General features: G+C 71.3%; 21 protein-coding genes. 16 read left to right on the top strand and 5 right to left on the bottom strand.

Translation table 11 applies throughout. From position 1 onward, the window contains the following. The first annotated feature begins 7 nt into the window (after positions 1–7). Together ACGF2Y_RS06765 and ACGF2Y_RS06760 are read left to right on the top strand one after the other, a co-directional pair. On the top strand, positions 8–922 hold the full coding sequence (locus ACGF2Y_RS06765; protein WP_392943609.1) for a ribonuclease Z: 915 nt from the start codon (positions 8–10) through the stop codon (positions 920–922). Positions 923–1,014: 92 nt separating this feature from the next. Continuing rightward, positions 1,015–2,007 (top strand): adenosine deaminase, encoded by a 993-nt coding sequence (locus tag ACGF2Y_RS06760; RefSeq protein WP_392943700.1) that lies wholly within the window; start codon positions 1,015–1,017, stop codon positions 2,005–2,007. A 213-nt stretch (positions 2,008–2,220) separates the two neighbouring features. Here the strand turns inward: ACGF2Y_RS06760 and ACGF2Y_RS06755 are convergent, their stop codons facing one another. Further along, positions 2,221–3,381 carry an RNA-guided endonuclease InsQ/TnpB family protein gene (locus ACGF2Y_RS06755; protein WP_392943608.1) on the bottom strand — a complete coding sequence of 387 codons (1,161 nt, stop codon included), beginning with the start codon at positions 3,379–3,381 and terminating at the stop codon, positions 2,221–2,223. A 246-nt stretch (positions 3,382–3,627) separates the two neighbouring features. Between ACGF2Y_RS06755 and ACGF2Y_RS06750 the strand changes: the two genes are divergently transcribed. The 5 genes from ACGF2Y_RS06750 (at position 3,628) to ACGF2Y_RS06730 (ending at position 8,252) form a co-directional block, all read left to right on the top strand. Next, complete coding sequence (locus tag ACGF2Y_RS06750; RefSeq protein WP_392943607.1) at positions 3,628–4,866, top strand: carbohydrate kinase family protein; 1,239 nt, start codon at positions 3,628–3,630, stop codon at positions 4,864–4,866. A gap of 166 nt (positions 4,867–5,032) precedes the next feature. Further along, positions 5,033–6,097: a PhoH family protein gene (locus tag ACGF2Y_RS06745; RefSeq protein WP_392943606.1), complete on the top strand. Its 1,065-nt coding sequence runs from the start codon at positions 5,033–5,035 to the stop codon at positions 6,095–6,097. A gap of 12 nt (positions 6,098–6,109) precedes the next feature. Then, positions 6,110–6,607, top strand: coding sequence for an rRNA maturation RNase YbeY (gene ybeY, locus ACGF2Y_RS06740; RefSeq protein ID WP_003969265.1), 498 nt, complete (start codon positions 6,110–6,112; stop codon positions 6,605–6,607). Beyond that, a complete protein-coding gene (locus tag ACGF2Y_RS06735) occupies positions 6,604–7,902 on the top strand; it encodes a hemolysin family protein (RefSeq protein ID WP_392943605.1) in 1,299 nt (432 codons plus the stop codon). The genes ybeY and ACGF2Y_RS06735 overlap by 4 nt, the downstream gene beginning before the upstream one ends. Further along, positions 7,899–8,252: an MmcQ/YjbR family DNA-binding protein gene (locus ACGF2Y_RS06730; RefSeq protein WP_392943604.1), complete on the top strand. Its 354-nt coding sequence runs from the start codon at positions 7,899–7,901 to the stop codon at positions 8,250–8,252. Before ACGF2Y_RS06735 ends, ACGF2Y_RS06730 begins: the two co-directional genes overlap by 4 nt. Before the next feature lie 72 nt (positions 8,253–8,324). On the opposite strand, the gene ACGF2Y_RS06725 is transcribed toward ACGF2Y_RS06730, so the two are convergent. Further along, a complete protein-coding gene (locus tag ACGF2Y_RS06725) occupies positions 8,325–9,749 on the bottom strand; it encodes an MFS transporter (RefSeq protein ID WP_392943603.1) in 1,425 nt (474 codons plus the stop codon). Positions 9,750–9,850: 101 nt separating this feature from the next. Between ACGF2Y_RS06725 and ACGF2Y_RS06720 the strand changes: the two genes are divergently transcribed. The 5 genes from ACGF2Y_RS06720 to ACGF2Y_RS06700 all read left to right on the top strand — a co-directional run bounded on the left by ACGF2Y_RS06720 (position 9,851) and on the right by ACGF2Y_RS06700 (position 15,157). Continuing rightward, complete coding sequence (locus ACGF2Y_RS06720) at positions 9,851–10,744, top strand: helix-turn-helix transcriptional regulator (RefSeq protein ID WP_392943602.1); 894 nt, start codon at positions 9,851–9,853, stop codon at positions 10,742–10,744. A gap of 75 nt (positions 10,745–10,819) precedes the next feature. Further along, on the top strand, positions 10,820–11,173 hold the full coding sequence (locus ACGF2Y_RS06715; protein WP_073867906.1) for a cytidine deaminase: 354 nt from the start codon (positions 10,820–10,822) through the stop codon (positions 11,171–11,173). 306 nt (positions 11,174–11,479) lie between these two features. After that, positions 11,480–12,829 carry a beta-xylosidase gene (locus ACGF2Y_RS06710; RefSeq protein WP_392943601.1) on the top strand — a complete coding sequence of 450 codons (1,350 nt, stop codon included), beginning with the start codon at positions 11,480–11,482 and terminating at the stop codon, positions 12,827–12,829. 274 nt (positions 12,830–13,103) lie between these two features. Then, complete coding sequence (locus ACGF2Y_RS06705) at positions 13,104–14,051, top strand: WxL protein peptidoglycan domain-containing protein (RefSeq protein WP_392943600.1); 948 nt, start codon at positions 13,104–13,106, stop codon at positions 14,049–14,051. A 71-nt stretch (positions 14,052–14,122) separates the two neighbouring features. Next, positions 14,123–15,157: a GTPase Era gene (locus ACGF2Y_RS06700; RefSeq protein WP_392943599.1), complete on the top strand. Its 1,035-nt coding sequence runs from the start codon at positions 14,123–14,125 to the stop codon at positions 15,155–15,157. Between the two features lie 49 nt (positions 15,158–15,206). On the opposite strand, the gene ACGF2Y_RS06695 is transcribed toward ACGF2Y_RS06700, so the two are convergent. Together ACGF2Y_RS06695 and ACGF2Y_RS06690 are read right to left on the bottom strand one after the other, a co-directional pair. After that, entirely contained in the window at positions 15,207–15,473 is a 267-nt protein-coding gene (locus ACGF2Y_RS06695; protein ID WP_392943598.1) for a protealysin inhibitor emfourin, read from the bottom strand. A gap of 58 nt (positions 15,474–15,531) precedes the next feature. Continuing rightward, positions 15,532–16,608, bottom strand: coding sequence for a M4 family metallopeptidase (locus ACGF2Y_RS06690; protein WP_392943597.1), 1,077 nt, complete (start codon positions 16,606–16,608; stop codon positions 15,532–15,534). A gap of 289 nt (positions 16,609–16,897) precedes the next feature. Between ACGF2Y_RS06690 and leuA the strand changes: the two genes are divergently transcribed. The 4 genes from leuA to ACGF2Y_RS06670 all read left to right on the top strand — a co-directional run bounded on the left by leuA (position 16,898) and on the right by ACGF2Y_RS06670 (position 21,381). Next, positions 16,898–18,703 carry a 2-isopropylmalate synthase gene (leuA, locus tag ACGF2Y_RS06685; protein ID WP_392943596.1) on the top strand — a complete coding sequence of 602 codons (1,806 nt, stop codon included), beginning with the start codon at positions 16,898–16,900 and terminating at the stop codon, positions 18,701–18,703. 232 nt (positions 18,704–18,935) lie between these two features. After that, entirely contained in the window at positions 18,936–19,640 is a 705-nt protein-coding gene (locus ACGF2Y_RS06680) for a TerB family tellurite resistance protein (protein WP_392943595.1), read from the top strand. A gap of 56 nt (positions 19,641–19,696) precedes the next feature. Next, positions 19,697–20,443 carry a DNA repair protein RecO gene (gene recO / locus ACGF2Y_RS06675; RefSeq protein WP_026237355.1) on the top strand — a complete coding sequence of 249 codons (747 nt, stop codon included), beginning with the start codon at positions 19,697–19,699 and terminating at the stop codon, positions 20,441–20,443. 92 nt (positions 20,444–20,535) lie between these two features. Then, positions 20,536–21,381: an isoprenyl transferase gene (locus ACGF2Y_RS06670; protein WP_392943594.1), complete on the top strand. Its 846-nt coding sequence runs from the start codon at positions 20,536–20,538 to the stop codon at positions 21,379–21,381. 95 nt (positions 21,382–21,476) lie between these two features. Here ACGF2Y_RS06670 and ACGF2Y_RS06665 read toward each other — a convergent pair whose 3' ends face one another. Beyond that, positions 21,477–21,911: a Fur family transcriptional regulator gene (locus ACGF2Y_RS06665; protein WP_371623345.1), complete on the bottom strand. Its 435-nt coding sequence runs from the start codon at positions 21,909–21,911 to the stop codon at positions 21,477–21,479. Positions 21,912–21,916 lie beyond the last annotated feature (5 nt).

The raw sequence follows: 21,916 nt of genomic DNA, 5'->3' as shown, positions 1-21,916 counted from the left end.
CTCCCCCATGTCCGTACGCGAGCTGGTGGTGCTCGGCACCGCCAGTCAGGTCCCCACCCGGCACCGCAACCACAACGGCTATCTGCTGCGCTGGGACGGCGAGGGCATCCTCTTCGATCCCGGCGAGGGCACCCAGCGCCAGATGCTGCGGGCCGGGGTCGCCGCGCACGACATCCACCGGATCTGTATCACCCACTTCCACGGCGACCACTCCCTCGGGCTCGCCGGGGTGATCCAGCGGATCAACCTCGACCAGGTGCCGCACCCGGTGACCGCGCACTACCCGGCCAGCGGGCAGCACTTCTTCGACCGGCTGCGGTACGCCACCGCTTACCGCGAGACCGTCGAGCTGAACCGGGCCCCGGTCGCCGGAGCCGGCGGAGTCCTCGCCGCCACCCCCGCGTACACCCTGGACAGCGCGAAGCTCTCGCACCCCGTCGAGTCGTACGGCTACCGCCTCACCGAGCCCGACACCCGCCGCATGCTGCCCGCCCTCCTCAAGGAGCACGGCATCGCCGGTCCGGACGTCGGCCGCCTCCAGCGCACGGGCGCCCTCGGTGGCGTCACCCTGGAGCAGGTCTCCGAGCACCGGCGGGGGCAGCGGTTCGCGTTCGTCATGGACACCCGGCTCTGCGACGGGGTGTACGCGCTCGCCGAGGGCTGCGACATGCTCGTCATCGAGTCGACCTTCCTCGACGAGGACGAGAAGCTCGCCGTCGACCACGGCCACCTGACCGCCGGACAGGCCGCCCGGGTGGCGAAGGAGTCGGGCGTGCGCCACCTCGTGCTGACCCACTTCTCCCAGCGCTACAGCGACCCGGAACCCTTCGAGACCCAGGCCCGCGCCGCCGGGTTCGACGGCGAACTCACCATCGCCCAGGACCTGATCCGGGTCCCGGTCCCCACCCGCCACCACCACTGAGACAACCGCACCAGCACCGTCAACAACCACATCAACACCGTCAACAACCACACCAGCACCGTCAACAACCGCACCACCGTTTGCGAGACACCGTGCACCTCCCCAAGGCAGAACTCCACCTCCACATCGAAGGCACCCTCGAACCCGAGCCGGCCTTCGCTCTCGCGGAGCGCAACGGGGTGGCCCTGCCGTACGCCACAGCCGACGAACTGCGCGCCGCCTACGAGTTCGAGGACCTCCAGTCCTTCCTGGACCTCTACTACGCCCTGATGGCCGTCCTGCGCACCGAGGACGACTTCGCCGAACTCGCAGACGCCTACCTCACCCGCGCCGCCGCCCAGGGCGTCCGGCACGCCGAGATCTTCTTCGACCCGCAGGCCCACACCGCCCGGGGCATCCCGATCGGCACGGTCATCGAGGGCCTCGGCCGGGCGCTGGAGCGCAGCGAGGAGAAGCACGGCGTCTCCACCCAGCTGATCATGTGCTTCCTGCGTGACCTGTCCGCCGAAGCGGCGCTCGGCACCCTGGACGCGGCCAAGCCCTATCTGCACCGGATCAGTGCGATCGGCCTGGACTCCGCCGAGGTCGGCCACCCGCCCGCCAAGTTCCGTGAGGTGTACGAGGAGGCCACCGCCCTCGGTCTGCGCAAGGTGGCCCACGCCGGGGAGGAGGGCCCGCCGGAATACATCAGTCAGGCCCTGGACGTCCTCGGCGTCGAGCGCGTCGACCACGGGCTGCGCTGCCTGGAGGACCCGGAGCTGGTGAAGCGGCTGGTCGCCGACCGGGTGCCGCTCACACTCTGCCCGCTCTCCAACGTGAGGCTGCGCACGGTCGACACGCTGGCGGACCATCCGCTGCCCCGGATGATGGACGCCGGACTCCTCTGCACGGTCAACTCCGACGACCCCGCCTACTTCGGCGGCTACGCCGGGGACAACTTCGACGCCGTGCGCGACGCGCTCGGCCTGGACCGGGAACAGCTGCGCACCCTCGCCCGCAACTCCTTCGAGGCGGCCTTCCTCGACCACGACGAGGAGCGCCGGGCGCGCTATCTGTCCGAGGTCGAGGCGTACGCGTTCGACTGACCCGGGCCTGACGGGCCGGCCGTCCGGAACGCACTCCTGACCAGGCGCTGGCGGCGCAACGCGGGCAGGCTGATCTCCGTGACCCCGCGGTGCCGCAGTCAGACGCCATGCGTCACGAGGACATGGGCGTTCGTCAACTTGGCCCGGCCTTGAAGGGCCGGGCTTGGAGGTGGAGTCCAGCTGGCTGCTGGGTTGTCTCCTCCGTCCTGCCACCTAGGGGGTGGCTGGGGCGCGTGACTCACGCCCCGCTGTCCACACGGCTTCGCCCTTGCGGTCGATGTTGTGGGACGCGTTGTCGTCCGCGTGCAGGGTGACGCCGCAGGCGCGGCACGCGAACGTTGCTTGGCCGACGCGGTTCTTACGGTCGGTGTAGCCGCACCGGGAGCATTGCCGGCTGGTGTACGCCGGGTCGACGTACACCACCGGCACCCCGGCCCGGTGTGCCTTGTACTCGATGAAGGTGCCGAGCTGGTGGAAGCCCCAGGTGTGCAGTGGTGTCCGCTGGTCCTTGCGGAGCCGTACCCGTTCGCGGATGCCCGTGAGGTCTTCCAGGGCGATACCGCGGCCGGTGCGTTCAGCGGTCGTGACGATCTTTTTCGAGATGATGTGGTTGATGTTCGCCGCGTGCCGCGCTTCCTTGCGGGCACGTTGCTTCAATCGGCGCTTGGCGGATTTGGTGCCCTTGGCCTGGAGCTTGCGGCGCAGCTCGGCCTGTCGCTTGCGGTGCCGGTTCAGGCCGCGCCCGGCGGCCCGGTAGCCGGTGGAGGTGGTGGCGATGTTGACGATGCCGAGGTCCACGCCGATGAACCCGGACGGGTCCTCGTTGAGAGGGGCCTCGGGGACTTCGCACACCGCGATCAGGTAGAACACGCCGTCGCGCTCGATCAGGTCCGACTCGCCCCTTCGGTATTCGCGGAGCGTTTTGAGCGCACCGGCGGAGCAGGCGAAGCGCACGTTCTTCAGTCGCCCCGCCGTGGTCCAGATGCTCACGGTCTGTGCGTCGTACTGCCAGGACAGACACCGGTCGTCAAACGGGTGCGCGGCCTCGGGACGGAAGGCGATCGGCTTGGACTCCGCCTTGGCACGGCGTCTCGATCCAGGTCTGCCCAGGTTCCCTGCCCGGATGTTGGCCCGCAGAGTCGTGTAGGCGTCGCTGACCTTCTTGATCGTGTGCTGAGCCGCCTGCGCCCCGAGACCGGCCGACTTCAGGTCGGCGTAGGTGTGCTTGCGCAGTTCGTACGCACGCGGCGCACCCTGCTCGAATGCCACACCGGACACCCAGTTCGCCCGCTCGTTGGCCATGCGCAGGGTCGCGCCGATGGCCGGTGCCTGTGCGGCGTCCGGCATCAGTTTGACCTGCACGACGATCTTCACACCGTCACGCTAATCCGGTTGACCTAGGACACCGCAAGGGGAAACGGAATCGAACAATTATACGTGCCGTGCGGCTGTGCGCGCCCTTCACCCCGATGTGGTCGATCCCGTGGCGCCGGCCCAGGCCGTCGGTCGACGAGATTCTTCGGCGCCGTGGATCTGTGCACACAGCCTCGGCGCCGGCCCCGCATCCAAGGGCGGGAATCGGGCACACTGGCCGCAACCGCCACGACCGGGGAGTGCAAGGTGAGCGCTGACATGCCGGACATCGACCCGCTGGACGGGCTGCGTGCCCCGCAGGACCCCGCCTGTGACGTCTTCCTGACCGGCCCGGTCTTCCTCGACATCATCTTCACCGGCCTGGACAGCGCCCCCGTGCGCGGCACCGAGTCCTGGGCCCGGGGGATGGGTTCCAGCCCCGGCGGCGTCGCCAACATGGCCACCGCCCTCGCCCGCCTCGGCCTGCGCACCTCCCTCGCCGCCGCCTTCGGCGACGACCACTACGGGGAGTACTGCTGGGACGCCCTCGAACAGGGCGAGGGTATCGATCTGTCGATGTCGCACACCGTCCCCGGCTGGCACTCCCCGGTCACCGTCTCCATGGCGTACGAGGGCGAGCGCACGATGGTCTCCCACGGCCACGAGGCGCCCGTGCCCGGCGGAACTGCCGCGCCTGCCGGACCCGCCGCGCCTGCCGCCTTCACCGGAACCGCTGGGCCTGCCGGAACTGCCGGAACCGGCGGGTCTTCTGGGCCCGCCGAAACCCCCGCCGCCACCGGTTCCCCCGCCCCCGCCGGATCCCCCGCCCCCGGTCCGGCCTTTCCGCACTGCCCGCCGAGGGCCCGCGCCGCCATCGCCTCGCTCACCCCGGGCCGGGGCGAGCCCTGGGTGGCCGCCGCCGCCCGGAACGGCGCGCTGATCTTCGCCGACGTCGGCTGGGACGAGACCGGCCGCTGGGACCTGGACGCCCTGCCCGACCTGGCGCACTGCGAGGCGTTCCTGCCCAACGCCGAGGAGGCGATGCGCTACACCCGCACCGACTGCCCGCGCGCCGCCGCCCACGTGCTCGCCGAACGCGTCCCGCTCGCCGTGGTCACCCTGGGCGCGGAGGGCGCGTACGCCGTCGACGGCCGTACCGGCGCCGCCGCGGCGGTGCCCGCCATCGAGGTGGAGGCCCTCGACCCCACCGGTGCCGGGGACGTGTTCGTCGCCGGCTTCGTGACCGGCACCCTCGCCGACTGGCCGCTCGCCGACCGGCTCGCCTTCGCCGGGCTCACCGCCGCCCTCTCGGTCCAGGAGTTCGGCGGCTCGCTCTCCGCCCCCGGCTGGGCCGAGGTCGCCGCCTGGTGGCAGCTGATCCGCACCTGCGCGGACCAGGAGCCCGCCGCCCTGGAGCGCTACGCCTTCCTGGACGACCTCCTGCCCACCACGGCCCGCGCCTGGCCGCTGCGGCGCGCGGTGCCCACGATCGGCTTCCGCCAGTGACCGGACGCCCGTCCGGGTCGTACGCACGGTCGGCGTCCGGGTCGTACACACGGTCGGTAAAAGCACTCTGCGTTGTCACCGCCAGGTCGTAGGCTTGGTAATCCAGAGGTTGTCGAGCAGCGAGAACCCTGCAACGGGAGGTATGCGCAGGCCCGAGGGCCGGCCCATGACTCAGACACCCACACAGCCGCAGGCGCGTGCCCAGATCAGGATCCCGGCCGCACACCCCATGGTGATGCTCCTCGGATCGGGTGACTCGCTGTTGCGCGTGATCGAAGAGGCTTTCCCGGCGGCCGACATCCATGTCCGGGGCAACGAGATCAGTGCCACGGGCGAGGCCGCCGACGTCGCTCTCATCCAACGCCTGTTCGACGAGATGATGCTCGTGCTCCGCACCGGAGCGCCGATGACGGAGGACGCAGTGGAACGGTCGATCGCCATGCTCAGGGCGGCCGGCAGCGGCGGGGGAGAGCCCGGGGGCGAGACGCCCGCCGAGGTGCTCACACAGAACATCCTTTCCAACCGCGGCCGTACCATCCGCCCCAAGACGCTCAACCAGAAGCGGTACGTCGACGCGATAGACCAGCACACGATCGTCTTCGGGATCGGCCCGGCGGGCACCGGCAAGACCTACCTCGCCATGGCCAAGGCCGTCCAGGCCCTGCAGTCCAAGCAGGTCAGCCGGATCATCCTGACCCGGCCAGCGGTCGAGGCGGGGGAGCGGCTCGGCTTCCTGCCGGGCACCCTGTTCGACAAGATCGACCCGTATCTGCGCCCGCTCTACGACGCCCTGCACGACATGCTCGACCCCGACTCGATCCCGCGGCTGATGGCGGCGGGCACGATCGAGGTGGCGCCGCTGGCCTATATGAGGGGGAGAACTCTTAATGACGCGTTCATCATCCTCGACGAGGCGCAGAACACCAGCGCCGAGCAGATGAAGATGTTCCTGACCCGCCTCGGCTTCGACTCCAAGATCGTCATCACCGGTGACGTCACCCAGGTCGACCTGCCGAGCGGCACCAGGAGCGGGCTGCGGCAGGTCCAGGACATCCTGGAGGGCCTGGACGACGTGCACTTCTCGCGTCTCACCTCCCAGGATGTCGTCCGGCACAAGCTCGTCGGCCGTATCGTCGACGCGTACGAGAAGTACGACAGCCGAAACGGTCAGCAGGACGGTCAGGCGGAAGGCCGCGCAGACGGCCGACGCGACCGCCGTAAAGGGAAGTAGTCGCAGCGCACCATGTCGATCGATGTCAACAACGAGTCCGGAACCGAGGTCGACGAGCAGGCGATCCTCGACATCGCCCGCTACGCACTGGCCCGGATGCGGATCCACCCGCTGTCCGAGCTCTCGGTGATCGTGGTGGACACCGACGCCATGGAGCAGCTGCACATCCAGTGGATGGACCTTCCCGGTCCGACCGATGTCATGTCCTTCCCGATGGACGAGCTGCGTCCGCCGGCCAAGGACGACGAGGAGCCCCCGCAGGGGCTCCTCGGTGACATCGTGCTCTGCCCGGAGGTCGCGAAGAAGCAGGGCGAAGAGGCCCCGACGCAGCACTCCATGGACGAGGAGCTCCAGCTCCTGACGGTCCACGGAGTGCTGCACCTGCTGGGGTACGACCACGAGGAGCCGGACGAGAAGGCCGAGATGTTCGGTCTTCAGGCCGCCATCGTGGACGGCTGGCGCGGGGAGCACGGGCTCACCGGCGCGTCCCCCGCCCCCACCGTCTCGTGAGCGCGCCCCTGATCGTCGGCGCCGTCCTGCTGGTCGCCGGCGGCTGGCTGGCCGCCTGCGCGGAGGCCGGCATCGCCCGCACCTCCAGCTTCCGGGCGGACGAAGCCGTCCGCTCCGGGCGGCGCGGCAGCGCGAAGCTGGCGCAGATCGCGGCCGACCCGACCCGCTATCTCAACGTCGCCCTGCTGGTGCGGGTCGCCTGCGAGATGTCGGCCGGGGTCCTCGTCACCTATGTCTGCCTCCAGGAGCTTCCCGAGACCTGGGAGGCGCTGGGGGTCGCGATGGCGGTGATGGTCCTCGTGTCCTACGTGGCCATCGGCGTCTCCCCGCGCACCATCGGCCGCCAGCACCCGCTGAACACGGCCACGGCCTCGGCGTACGTCCTGCTGCCGCTGGCCAGGATCATGGGGCCGATCCCGCAGCTGCTGATCCTCGTCGGCAACGCGCTGACCCCGGGCAAGGGGTTCCGCAAGGGACCGTTCGCCAGTGAGGCGGAGCTGCGCGCCATGGTCGACCTCGCCGAGGCGGAGTCGCTCATCGAGGACGACGAGCGCCGCATGGTGCACTCCGTCTTCGAGCTGGGCGACACCCTGGTCCGCGAGGTCATGGTGCCGCGAACCGACCTCGTCTCCATCGAGCGCTACAAGACGATCCGCCAGGCCCTCACCCTCGCCCTGCGCTCCGGCTTCTCCCGGATCCCGGTCACCGGCGAGAACGAGGACGACGTCGTCGGGATCGTCTACCTCAAGGACCTGGTCCGCAAGACGCACATCAACCGCGAGTCCGAGGCCGACCCCGTCTCCACCGCGATGCGCCCCGCCGCCTTCGTCCCCGACACCAAGAACGCCGGGGACCTGCTGCGCGAGATGCAGCAGGACCGCAGCCACGTCGCGGTCGTCATCGACGAGTACGGCGGCACCGCGGGCATCGTCACCATCGAGGACATCCTGGAGGAGATCGTCGGCGAGATCACCGACGAGTACGACCGGGAGCTGCCGCCCGTCCAGGAGCTGGACAACGGCTGCTACCGGGTCACCGCCCGGCTCGACATCGGGGACCTCGGCGACCTCTTCGGCTTCGACGCGTACGACGACGAGGACGTGGAGACCGTCGGCGGCCTGCTCGCCAAGGCGCTCGGCCGGGTCCCGATCGCCGGCGCGTCGGCGATCGTCGAACTGCCGGACCGCCGCAGACTCCGGCTCACCGCGGAGTCCCCGGCCGGCCGCCGGAACAAGATCGTCACGGTGCTGGTGGAGCCCGAGCACAAGGAGACCGAGGAGAAGGAAGCGGTATGACGCCGGAGCGGCTGCGGGCCTTCTGCCTGGAGTTCAACGCGAGCGTGGAGGAGTTCCCGTTCGGCCCGGAGATCTCCGTCTTCAAGGTGCTCGGCAAGATGTTCGCGCTCACCACGTTGGACGGGCGGCCGCTCACGGTCAACCTCAAGTGCGATCCCGACGAGGCGATCCGGCTGCGCGGGACGCACCCCGCGATCGTGCCCGGCTGGCACATGAACAAGCGCCACTGGAACACGGTGACCGTCTCCGGCGTCCCGGACCGGCTGCTGCGCGAGCTGGTCGAGGACTCCTACGACCTGGTGGTCGCCGGACTCCCGAAGGCGGAGCGGCTGCGCCTGGACCGCCCGTAGGACGTACGCGTACGAGACCGGGCCCGCTCCTCCCCCGTGGGGAGCGGGCCCGGCCGTGTACCGTCCGGGCGCTCAGCTCCGCCGCAGACCGGCCGCCACCGCCGCGCCCGCCGCCAGCAGGATCGCCGCGGCGACCGCCACCACCGTCCGTACGCCGGTGAACAGGGTGTCCTGCGTCGTGGCCAGCACCCCCAGCAGCGGGATGCCGACCGTGAGGCCCACCTGCTGGGTCGTGGTGACCAGACCGGTCGCCAGGCCCTGCTGCTCGTTCGGGATGCCGGACGTCACGGTCAGCCCGTACGCGATGATCGCGCCCAGATGGCACATGCTCGCCAGCGACACCGCCGCCGTGGCCAGCCACACGCCCGACTCCGTGCCCAGACCCAGCAGCGCGCCGATGAACAGGCCCTGGCCCAGCAGCGACAGCGCCAGGGTCCGGCGGGCGCCGATCCGGCCGATCAGCTTCGGCGCGTACATCCCGGCCACCACCGACAGCACGCCCTGCACCCCGAAGACCAGCCCGGTGGAGAACGGCGAGAGGTCCAGGACCTCCTGGAGGTACAGCGTCAGGACGAAGACGACCGTGCTCATCATCGAGAAGGTCATCAGACCGCCGAGGTTGCCGAAGGCCACCGTCCGCCGCCGCAGCATCGGCAGCGACACCAGCGGGGCCGCCGAGCGGGACTCCACCACGACGAAAGCCGACAGCAGAACGACGCCGAGGACCAGCGTGAGCAGGACGTCCGCGCCGCCGAAGCCGCGCTCCGCCGCCGTCGACAGCGAGTAGATCAGCGCCAGCAGACCGCCGGTGACGCTCACCGCGCCCGGTACGTCCAGCCGGGGCCGGTCCTTCGTACGCGACTCCTCCAGGACCTTCGGGGCCGGCACCAGCACCACGACCGATGCCAACGCCAGCAGGCCCATCGTGGAGCGCCAGCCCAGCGTCTCGGTCAGCACCCCGCCCGCGACCATGCCCACCGTGAAGCCGAGCGACAGCAGGGTCCCGCTGATCCCGAGCGCCCGGTCGCGCAGCGGACCTTCCGGGAACGTGGTCGTCAGCAGGGACATCCCGGTCGGCACGATGACCGCCGCGCCCAGCCCCTGGAGCGCCCGCCCGGCCAGGAAGGAGGCCGGGTCCCAGGCCAGCGTCGCCAGCAGGGACGAGGCGCCGAAGACGGTGAGCCCGATGAGGAACAGCCTGCGCCGCCCGTACAGATCGGCGATCCTCCCGAAGAGCAGCAGGAAGCCCCCCGACGGCAGTGCGAACGCGGTGATCGCCCACTGGAGGCCCGTGGTGCTCAGCCCCAGGTCCCGGCCGAGGACCGGCAGCGCCACGTTCAGCACGGAGAAGTCCAGGGCCACCATGAACTGGGCGGCGCACAGCACGAAGAGGACCAGCCGGGCCCGGCCCGAGAGCCTGGGCGGAGTGGTCGTGGGGAGCGCGGGGGCTGGAGGGGAAGCGGGGGAAGCAGAGGTGGAAGGGGTTTCGATCGCCATGGGTCCCACCCTGCGGCGGCCGGAATATCCGTGGGGAGCGGGAACTTATCCTGTTGCCCGCACCACCAGGCAGGCGTACGCACGGACACCAGGGGGAGTACGTGGCCACACCGGCCCGGCAGGCGACGGACGGCACGAAGGCCCACCGCCTCGCCGAACTGCGCGAGTTCCTGAGAAGCCGCCGGGCTCGCGTCACCCCGGACGAGGCGGGCCTGCCGGGGGGAGCCCGCCGCCGCACGCCGGGCCTGCGCCGCGAGGAGGTCGCCGTCCTCGCCGGGGTGGGCGTCTCCTGGTACCAGTGGCTGGAGCAGGGCCGCGACATCACCGTCTCGCCGCAGGTGCTGGACTCCGTCGCCCGGGTGCTGCGGCTCCGGAGCGCCGAGCGCCGCCATCTGTACGTGCTGGCCGGGCTGAACCCGCCACCGGCCGAGGTCGATCCGGCCGACGCCGACATGTGCGAGGGGCTGACCCGGCTCATCGACGCCTGGATGCCCTACCCGGCCCACATCATGGACCGCTACTGGAACACCGTCCTGTACAACGACGCGGCCGCCGCGGTGCTCGGCATGCGCCCGGACATCCGGCAGAACTGCCTGGTCGCCTTCTTCACCGACCCGGTCTACCGGGCGCGGACGGGGAAGAGCTGGGCGGCGCTCGCCCCGCAGGTGGTGGCACAGTTCCGGGCGGCCTGCTCGGACTGCCCGGGGGACGACGGGTTCCGGGCCGTGGTCGAGGAGACGAAAGCGGCCAGCTCCGTGTTCCGCGAGCTGTGGGAACGGCGCGACATCGCGCCGGCGGGCCAGAACCGCAAGGAGGTGGAGCACCCCCTGGTCGGCCGCCTCCTCCTGGAGGCCACCCAGCTGCGGGTGCCCGCCCGGCCGGACCTGGCGATCGTGCTGCACACCCCGCTGCCCGGCACCGGCTGCGAGGCCAGACTCCAGTGGCTCGCCTCGCCCGAGGGGCGGCGCGGCTCGATGTACCCGGTGCCGGGATGACGGTCCGGGACGGCCGGACGCCCCCGGCGCCGGGGTGACCTGCGCGGGCCGCCGCCCGCTTCGTATGCTCGTGTCATGACCGACACCACGGAGCTCGACGCCGAGGACCGCAAGATCGTCACCCTGGCGCGCAGCGCCCGTGCCCGCAACGGGGTGCCCGAGGGCGCGGCCGTACGCGACGAGACGGGACGTACGTATGTCGCGGGCACGGTGGCGCTGGAGTCGCTGAAGCTCAGCGCCCTGCAGACCGCCGTCGCCATGGCGGTGGCCAGCGGCGCCACCTCGCTGGAGGCGGCGGCGGTCGTCTCCGCCGCCGGGACGCCCTCCGACGACGACCGGGCCGCGGTGCGCGACCTGGGCGGACCGGACACCCCGGTGCTGCTCGCAGGCCCGGACGGCACGCTGCGCGTCCGCGTGACGGCGGGCTGAGCGCGTCCGCGTCCGCGTCACGGCCGGGCTGCGCGGTTCCGCGTGGCGGCCGGCTGAAAGGAAACCCCTCCCGGTACGTCCGGCCGTCGGAGCCAGGGCCCGGAGCGATGCCCCGCACCCCGAGAATCCACCCCGCCCGGTGCGGGGCGTCGCGCTGTCCGGCAAGCGCCGATCTTGACACCATCTGATGGCCCATCAGTCATTGCGTTTCGTCTGCATTGACTTCTTTTTCGCCCGGGTCATCAATGGCCCCCTGCCGGTACGGAAGAGCCGCCGTGCCGCTTTCCGCAGGAGGGCACCGAATTCATGCGACCGACCATACGAAGATCCACCGAACCGCGGCGCCGCCTGGCCGCCGCCCTGGCCGTCACCGCACTCGTCGTCACCGGGGGAGGGCTGCTGGGCAGTCCGGCGCAGGCCGCCGCGACGGACTCCGTCGCGGTGGACTTCCCCACCCACTGCGTCCCGCCGCCCATCGCGGGCATCCCGCCCATCGACGGCACCACGACCGCACAGATCACCGTCGACAACGCGGCCCCGCAGGTCGGCGACACCGTCGCCGTGACCTACACCGTGGTCGAGCCCGCCGCCAGCAACCCCGTCGACCTCGACCTGCCCGCCGACATCATGACGCCGACCGGGAAGGTCACCCTGGGCGGCGCGCAGAGCGGCGACATCACCGTCGCCGGGCCGAAGGAGAACGACCCGGTCCCCGGCAAGGGCACCTTCCCGTCGTTCTCCATGACGGGCACGTTCACCGTCACCGCGCCCGGTGAGATCACCCTGTCGCCCGGCGACTACAACATCCACACCAGCTACATCATGGAGCTGGACACTCCCTGCACGGTGACGGACCCGCCCGCCCCCGTGTCCGAGACCGTCGTCGCCACCGACGGCGCCGGCCAGGTCAACGAGCGCGCCATCCAGCTCTCCGCGGCCTCCGGGCAACAGGGCGACGAGGTCACCGTCACCGGCACGGAGTTCGCCCCGGGCGCGGGCATCACCGTGGCGGGCCGCGACGGCGACGCGCAGACCGGCGACACCGCCTCGACCACCGCCGACGGATCCGGGGCGTTCACCGCCCGGCTCACCGTCAGCGACCCGGACACCACCGGCATCGTCGCCTACGAGGGCGGGGCCTGGGACGCCGAGAAGGGCGCGGGCCCCCAGGCGTACACCGTCACCGGAGGCGGTGAGATCCCCGACGGCGGCCAGCAGCTCACCACGACCGTCCGGGCGGGCACCCTGTCCATGACCCAGGCCGGCGACAGCGTCCAGCTGTCGGGGGTCGACTTCGGCCGGGGCGGGGCCTCCACCGGTGATCTGCGCACGGTGACCGTCGAGGACTTCCGCGGCGGCCCCGCGGGCTGGTCCCTGACCGGCAAGATCACCGACTTCACGGGTCCGGGCGGGGCGCGGATCAGCGCCGACGCCCTCGGCTGGACCCCGGCCTGCACCACGAAACCCGGCAGCCCGAGCACCTGCGCGGCGGGCAGCGCCGGAACGGTCGGCAGCACCGGGGCCACCCTGGCGTCCACGCCCGACGGGACCGCGACCGGAGGGGAGTTCACCGTGGACGCGGGGCTCTCCCTGGACGTGCCGGCCTTCACCGGGGCCGGTTCCTACGCGGGAGTGCTGACCCTCACCCTCACGTGAGGTTCCGCCGCTCCTGGCCGCTCCTGCCCGGGAGCGCAGGCCCGCACCCTCGCGTGAGGTTCCGTGCCTGCCCGGGAGCACCGGTACTCGCTCCGGGGCGAGGTCCCGCTCCGCTGTCCGGGAGCACAGGCCCGCACCTCCCGTGAGGTCCCGCTCCCCTTGCCGGGAGCACGGTTCCCCACCCTGTCGTGAGGTCCCGCTCCTGATCCACCGTGGGCCGGGCGCGCACCCGGCCGGCCCACTCCACCCGGACACGTCCTGGGGGTCCCGCATCATGCGCAAGCTCTCCGCACTCCTCCTGACGGGGGCCCTCCTGCTGTTCCCCGGCGCGCCCGCCGCCCACCCGGCCGACAACGGCAGCTGGTCCGTCCGGCCCGCCTCCGGCCCGTCCGGCGAGCGCCCCTCCCTCTACCTCTCCGCCGCCCCCGGCACCACGCTCACCGACCGGATCACCGTCACCAACAAGACCGCCGAACCGCTGACCCTGCGGCTGTACGCGGCCGACGCCTACAACACCCCGCGCGACGGCGGCTTCGCGGTCCGCGACCGGAACGAGAAGCAGCGCTCCATCGGCGCCTGGGCCCGCACCGACCGGGACACCGTCACCGTGGGACCCAAGGCCTCGGTCACCGTGCCCCTGACCGTCACCGTCCCGGAGAACGCCGAGCCGGGCGACCACCCCGGCGCCCTGATCGCCCTGGACGAACGCGTCGAGACCGCCCGCCGCGGCGCCCTGGCCGTCGGGGTCCGCCGGGCCGTCGGGGCCCGGATCCACCTGCGGGTGAACGGGCCCACCGTGCCCGCGCTCTCCGTCGAGGACATCCGGATCGAGCAGGACCGCCCGCTGGTCCCGGGCGCCGGGCGGAGCCGCGCCGTCATCTCGTACACCCTGCACAACCGGGGCAACGTCACCCTCACCCCCGACGTCGCCCTGCGCGCCGAGGGCCTCTTCGGCCGGACCCTGCTGGAGCGCGGCCTGACGAAGCTCCCCGCCGAGCTGCTGCCCCGCCAGCAGGTCCGGCTGACCGAGACCTGGGACGGCGCGCCGCAGCTGGACCGGGCCGAGGTCGAACTCACCGCCACCGCGAAGGGCACCCGGGAGTCGGCGGCCGTGACGTTCCTGGCCGTGCCGTGGCTCATGGCCGGGCTGCTCGCCGTGCTCGCCGCCGCCGGAGGGGCCCTGTGGACACGGGCCCGCCGACGCCGTACGCGTACGGACTGAGGCGTCCGTGGCGGGCCCCGGAGCCGGTCCCTCCGGACCACTGTGCGGCGGCGCCGCCGCGATCGGGGAGAATGGTCGCCATGAGCGCTCGACCGAACCAAGAATCCGCTGCCCCGCAAGCGGAGACCACCTCCCCCCACCGGGCCGGCTTCGCCTGCTTCGTGGGCCGCCCCAACGCAGGCAAGTCCACCCTCACGAACGCTCTCGTCGGTCAGAAGGTGGCGATCACCTCCAACCGCCCCCAGACCACCCGGCACACGGTGCGCGGCATCGTGCACCGTGACGACGCGCAGCTGATCCTGGTCGACACCCCCGGCCTCCACAAGCCGCGCACGCTGCTGGGCGAGCGGCTCAACGACGTCGTGCGGACGACCTGGGCCGAGGTCGACGTCATCGGCTTCTGCCTGCCCGCCGACCAGAAGCTCGGCCCCGGCGACAAGTACATCGTCAAGGAGCTCGCGGGGATCAAGAAGACCCCCAAGATCGCCATCATCACCAAGACCGACCTGGTCGAGTCCAAGGCGCTGGCCGAACAGCTCCTCGCCGTCTCCGCGCTCGCCGACGAGCTCGGCTTCGAGTGGGCCGAGATCATTCCGGTCTCGGCGGTCAAGGAGGAGCAGGGGGCCGGACGAACTCCCTCGGGCAAGGGCAAGGGCGAAGACGGGCGAGGGGCAGGCCAGGTGGCCCTGCTCGCCGACCTCATCGCCCCGCTGCTCCCCGTGAGCCCGCCGCTCTACCCGGAGGGCGACCTCACCGACGAGCCGGAGATGGTCATGGTCGCGGAGCTGATCCGCGAGGCCGCGCTGGAGGGCGTACGCGACGAGCTGCCGCACTCCATCGCGGTCGTCGTCGAGGAGATGCTGCCGCGCACGGACCGCCCGGCGGACAAGCCGCTGCTGGACATCCACGCCAACGTCTACATCGAGCGCCCCAGCCAGAAGGGCATCATCATCGGCCCGAAGGGCCAGCGGCTGAAGGACGTCGGCACCAAGTCCCGCAAGCACATCGAGGCCCTGCTCGGCACACCGGTCTTCCTGGACCTGCATGTGAAGGTCGCCAAGGACTGGCAGCGCGACCCGAAGCAGCTGCGGAAGCTGGGCTTCTAGGGGGAATCGTCAGACACCCCCCAGGAGCGTCCGGAAAAGGGAGCCGATCTCACGCGCCCTCCTTGAGGACGCGTGAGATCAGCGTGCGCTGCGCCCCGGTCAGATCGGGGTCAGCGCAGTACCCGGTGCGGTCCCCGACCGTGATCGCGTACCGGAAGCCGTCCGGCACTCCCGTCGGCGGTGCGTCCCGCGCGGAGCCGAGCACCTCCTCGGCGAGCGCGTGCCACTCCGCGGCGTCCGCCCGGCCCTCGGTGTCGATCTCACGGCGGCGGGCGATGCCGGCGAAGCCGCCGGTCCGGCTGACCTGAATACGCATGGGACCTGTCTATCGGGGGCCTTGCGCGCGCTCAACCCCGCCTCCTCTGCGGGCCGGGTCATGTCCGGGTCGGAACGCCCACCTCCGACCAGGCCTTGAGAACCGCCTCCCGCTCGTCGCGCTCGCCGAAGCGGCTCCCCGCCGCCGCGACCGTCAGCCGGGCGAACTCCGCGAAGTCCGCGTTCGCCGTCAGCTCGCCGCCGGTCAGCACGTCGAACCAGATCTGCCCGGCCCGCTCCCAGGAGTTGCCGCCCAGCGCGGTGGCCAGGAGGTAGAACGCGCGGTTGGGGATGCCGGAGTTGAGGTGGACCCCGCCGTTGTCCTGGTCCGTCTCGATGTAGTCGTCCATGGAGCCCGGCTGTGGGTCCCTGCCGAGGACGTCGTCGTCGTACGCCGTGCCCGGGGCCTTCATCGAGCGCAGCGCGTCCCCGCTGACCCGGGGCGCCAGCAGCCCGGCCCCGATCAGCCAGTCGGCCTGCTCGGCGCTCTGGCCCAGTGAGTACTGCTTGACCAGCGAGCCGAAGACGTCGGACACGGACTCGTTGAGCGCGCCGGACTGACCCTCGTAGCGGAGGTTGGCGGTGTACTGCGTCAGGCCGTGGGCCAGCTCGTGGGCGATCACGTCGACCGCGACGGTGAAGTCGAGGAAGATCTCGCCGTCGCCGTCCCCGAAGACCATCTGCTCGCCGTCGAAGAACGCGTTGTTGTACTCCTCGCCGTAGTGCACGGAGCCGGTCAGCGGCAGGCCCTTGCCGTCGATCGAGCTGCGCCCGTACGCCGAGAGCAGCAGCTCGAAGGTGGCGCCGAGCCCGGCGTACGCGCGGTTGACGCTGGCGTCGGAAGTGGGCTTGTCGCCCTCGGCGCGGACCTGGCGGCCGGGCAGCCCGGTGCGGTTCTCGCAGTCGTACAGGGTGCGGTGCGGCTTGGTGGGGACCGCTCCCACGCCGGGCGCGGCCGGGGCGGCGGCGAGCGCCGTCAGCCGACGGCGGTCGCGGCGCAGCCCGTCGGCCTCCAGGGTGCGGCGGGCCGGATCCGCGAGCCGGGCGTCGGCCGACCGGGACAGGTGATCGAGGACGTGGGGCGGAACGATGGTGCAGAAGACGGGGCGGGGCTCGCCGTCGGTTCGAAGGTGCATGAAACGACTGTGGCACTCCGTCACCGCTCTGTCACTGGTTGCGACGACGATTGATGAAATGGAGTGATGAGTCACCGTTTACTCCTCATCGATGCCCGGTCCCGCATACTGATACGGACCGACACCACGGGCCACACTCGGTTACGCTCGCCGCATCATGCGTTTCGGGCTGCTTCTCCTTAGCTGCCGCGGCGAGGGCCTGTAGTCGTAGGCCGACCCCCTCCCCGCGGAGTCTGGTGCTGCAGCGACACAGTCGGCCGACCCCCGCTGGACCGAGGAGCCCTACGCCATGACCACCGTGAATCCTGCCGGCAACACCGTGAATCCCGCCCGTGATTCTGTCGGCCGTCCCACCCCGATCACCAATGCGACGCACCTGCAGAAGCCGTCCGGGATGCCGGTCCACAAGTACGGCGGCTACGAGGCCGTCGACATCGCCGACCGCACCTGGCCCGACAACCGCATCACCGTGGCGCCCCGCTGGCTGTCCACCGATCTGCGCGACGGCAACCAGGCCCTGATCGACCCGATGTCCCCGGCCCGCAAGCGCGAGATGTTCGACCTGCTGGTCGCGATGGGCTACAAGGAGATCGAGGTCGGCTTCCCCTCCTCCGGCGAGACCGACTTCAACTTCGTCCGCTCCATCATCGAAGAGGGCGCGATCCCCGAGGACGTGACGATCTCCGTCCTGACGCAGGCCCGCGAGGAGCTGATCGAGCGCACCGTGGAGTCGCTGGCCGGCGCGCACCGGGCCACCGTCCACCTGTACAACGCCACCGCTCCCACCTTCCGCCGCGTCGTCTTCCGCGGCTCGCGCGACGAGGTCAAGCAGATCGCGGTGGACGGCACCCGGCTGGTCATGGAGTACGCCGAGAAGATCCTGGGCCCGGAGACGACCTTCGGCTACCAGTACAGCCCGGAGATCTTCACCGACACCGAGCTGGACTTCGCCCTGGAGGTCTGCGAGGCCGTCTGCGACGTCTGGCAGCCGGAGGAGGGGCGCGAGATCATCCTCAACCTGCCCGCCACCGTGGAGCGTTCGACGCCCTCCACCCACGCGGACCGCTTCGAGTGGATGTCCCGCAACCTGTCCCGCCGCGAGTTCGTCTGCCTGTCGGTCCACCCGCACAACGACCGGGGCACCGCCGTCGCCGCCGCCGAGCTGGCCATCATGGCCGGCGCCGACCGCATCGAGGGCTGCCTGTTCGGCCAGGGCGAGCGCACCGGCAACGTCGACCTGGTCACCCTGGGCATGAACCTGTTCTCCCAGGGCGTCGACCCGCAGATCGACTTCTCGCAGATCGACGAGATCCGCCGCACCAGCGAGTACTGCAACCAGATGGAGATCCACCCGCGCCACCCGTACGCGGGCGATCTGGTCTACACCGCCTTCTCCGGCTCCCACCAGGACGCCATCAAGAAGGGCTTCGACGCCATGGAGGCCGACGCGGCCGCCCAGGGGAAGACCGTCGACGACATCGAGTGGGCCGTGCCGTACCTGCCGATCGACCCGAAGGACGTCGGCCGCTCCTACGAGGCCGTCATCCGGGTCAACTCGCAGTCCGGCAAGGGCGGCATCGCCTATGTCCTGAAGAACGACCACAAGCTGGACCTGCCGCGCCGGATGCAGATCGAGTTCTCCCGGATCATTCAGGCCAAGACCGACGCCGAGGGCGGCGAGGTCACCCCGGCCCAGATCTGGACCACCTTCCAGGACGAGTACCTGCCGAACGGGGACGACGCCGCGGCTCGATGGGGCCGCGTACAGATCCGCTCCGGCCGGACCACCACCGACACCGAGGGCAAGGACACCCTGACGGTCGACGCCACCGTCGACGGCACGGACACCGTGCTGAGCGGCACGGGCAACGGCCCGATCTCCGCGTTCTTCGAAGCGCTGCAGGCCATCGGCATCGACGCCCGGCTGCTGGACTACACCGAGCACACGATGAGCGAGGGCGCCAGTGCCCAGGCCGCCTCGTACATCGAGTGCGCGATCGACGGCAAGGTCCTGTGGGGCATCGGCATCGACGCCAACACCACCCGCGCCTCGCTCAAGGCGGTCGTCTCCGCGGTCAACCGCGCGGCCCGCTGACCCGTCCGGGACCTCCTCGGCCTCCTGGACCGTCGCGTTCCCTCTCCGTACGGACGTCCGGTTCGACCTCGTACGACAGCATTGACGGACCCCGACCGCCCGCTCCGGGTGGTCGGGGTTCGGCCATGTCCGAGGGTTGTGACGTCCCAGAGGCTGACGTCACATCACGCATGTGGCTAACATCACGTCCAACACACGGCAATGTTGCCGGAGCGTTACGGAGGTGTGCGACGTGCGGTCAGCCAAAGGACAACGCGCTCTGAGGCCGGTCCTCTGCGGCGTTCGCACCACCTGGGACGCCGTCGGCGACGGCGCCTTCTTCTGCCCCGGCTGCGGGGGAGACCGCAACTACCGCCGGCTCACCGGCCGCCGCCGCCTCACCGTCCTCGGCGTCCCCCTGGCCCGCCGGGGCGAGACCGAGCCGGTCGTCGAGTGCACCGCCTGCCTCGCCCACCACGCCCCCGAGGCCCTGGAGCACCCCACCACCACCCGGTTCTCGGCGATGCTCCGCGAGGCCGTCCACACCGTCACCCTGGCCGTCCTCGCCGCCGGGGGCACCACCTCCCGCACGGTCCTGGAGGCCGCCGTCGCCACCGTGCGCGACGCCGGGCTCGACGACTGCACCCAGGAGCAGCTGTTCACCGTGGCCGAGGTGCTGGCCGCCGACACCGGGCGGGGCTCCGGCTCCGACCCGGCCGCCGAGGCCTGCGGCCCGACCCTCGCCATCGAGCTGCACGAGGTGCTGGCCCCGCTCGCCCCGCACCTGGCCACCGCCGGCCGCGAGTCCGTCCTCCTCCAGGGAGCCAGGATCGCCCTGGCCGACGGACCCTACTGCGCCGCCGAGCGCCAGGTGCTGACCACGGTCGGCAGCGCCCTCCAGCTCCCCGCCGAGGACACCGCCCGCCTGCTGGCGGCGGCCGCCCGTACGCCCTCGTAACACCGTGCCGGGCGGACGGCCCCCGCCGCGGGCCCCCGGTGGGCGACAATGGGGCCATGAGCTTGTTCCGGGACGACGGCATCGTGCTGCGTACGCAGAAACTGGGCGAGGCCGACCGGATCATCACGATCCTGACCCGCGGCCACGGCCGGGTGCGGGCCGTCGCCCGCGGGGTGCGCCGCACCAAGTCCAAGTTCGGCGCCCGCCTGGAGCCCTTCTCCCATGTCGACGTGCAGTTCTTCGCGCGCGGCAGCGAGCTGGTCGGCCGCGGGCTGCCGCTCTGCACCCAGAGCGAGACGATCGCCCCGTACGGCGGCGGGATCGTCGCCGACTACGCCCGCTACACGGCGGGCACCGCGATGCTGGAGACCGCCGAGCGGTTCACCGACCACGAGGGCGAACCGGCCGTCCAGCAGTATCTGCTGCTCGTCGGCGGCCTGCGCACCCTCGCCCGGGGCGAGCACGCCCCCCACCTGATCCTGGACGCGTTCCTGCTGCGCTCGCTCGCGGTCAACGGGTACGCGCCCAGCTTCGAGGACTGCGCCAAGTGCGGAATGCCCGGTCCGAACCGGTTCTTCTCCGTCGCGGCGGGGGGCGTCATATGCGGTGACTGCCGGGTCCCCGGCAGCGTCGTACCCTCGGCACAGGCCCTGGCCCTGCTGAGCGCGCTGCTCAGCGGCGACTGGGCGACGGCGGACGCGTGCGAGGCACGCCATGTCAGGGAGGGGAGCGGACTGGTGTCCGCCTATCTGCACTGGCATCTGGAGCGCGGACTGCGCTCGCTGCGGTACGTGGAGAAGTGACGTGGTGCGTCGGGCAGACGACGCGGTGCGTGGACAGGACCCACCCCCCAATCGCCGGTGGGTCCGAGTGACACAGGGAGACTGAGAAGCTCATGGCAGTACGCGGGATCCTCGGCGGCCGTAACCGGCGCACGTACAAGACCCCCGAGCCGCACCTTTCGGGCGCGACGCCCCCGAAGATCCCCCGCGAGCTGGTGCCCGAGCACGTCGCCGTCGTGATGGACGGCAACGGCCGCTGGGCCAAGGAGCGGGGTCTGCCGCGCACCGAGGGCCACAAGGTCGGTGAGGGCGTCGTCATGGACGTTCTCAAGGGCTGTATCGAGATGGGCGTGAAGAACCTCTCGCTGTACGCCTTCTCCACGGAGAACTGGAAGCGCTCGCCGGACGAGGTGAAGTTCCTGATGAACTTCAACCGCGACGTGATCCGCCGCCGCCGTGACGAGATGGACGAGCTCGGCATCCGCATCCGCTGGGTGGGCCGCATGCCCAAGCTGTGGAAGTCCGTCGTCCAGGAGCTCCAGGTCGCCCAGGAGCAGACCAAGGACAACGACGCGATGACGCTGTACTTCTGCGTCAACTACGGCGGCCGCGCCGAGATCGCGGACGCCGCGCAGCGCATCGCCCAGGACGTGGCGGCCGGGAAGCTCGACCCGTCCAAGGTCAACGAGAAGACCTTCGCGAAGTACACCTACTACCCGGACATGCCGGACGTGGACCTCTTCGTGCGCCCCAGCGGCGAGCAGCGCACCTCGAACTACCTGATCTGGCAGAGCGCGTACGCCGAGATGGTCTTCCAGGACGTTCTCTGGCCGGATTTCGACCGTCGGGACCTGTGGCGGGCCTGCCTGGAGTACGCCCAGCGCGACCGCCGCTTCGGCGGGGCGGAGGCTGTGGAGGCCGCGAAGGCGGCGAAGGCGGCGGAGTCCGCCGGGAAGTGACGTGAAGAGTGAGACGCGAGAAGCAGTGACGTGAAAGAGGCGGGCCCCGGGCGTGTACAACGCCCCGGGCCCGCCTCTCTCATGCGTTCCGTCCGCTACGCCTTGCTCGCGGCGCACTCCGCGCAGGTGCCGAAGACCTCGACGGTGTGCGCGACGTTGACATAGCCGTGCTGGGCGGCGATCGTCTCCGCCCACTGCTCGACGGCCGGCCCCTCCACCTCCACCGCCTTGCCGCAGAGCCGGCAGACCAGATGGTGGTGATGATCACCGGTCGAGCACCGCCGGTAGACGGCCTCGCCCTCGGTGGTGCGCAGGACATCGACCTCACCCGCGTCGGCGAGGGACTGCAGGGTCCGGTAGACCGTGGTCAGGCCCACGGAGTCGCCGCGGTGCTTGAGGACGTCGTGCAGCTCCTGGGCGCTGCGGAACTCATCGACCTCGTCGAGCGCCGCCGCCACCGCCGCCCGCTGCCGGGTGGACCGGCCGCGTACCGGCGCTGCGTTCGTGCCACTGATCGGCGCCGTGGCCACAGCTG

The sequence above is a fragment of the Streptomyces sp. NPDC048142 genome (assembly GCF_043202835.1).
Lineage (GTDB): Bacteria > Actinomycetota > Actinomycetes > Streptomycetales > Streptomycetaceae > Streptomyces.
Note: the sequence above shows the minus strand (reverse complement) of the source record. Positions and strands in the feature narration are given on the sequence as shown.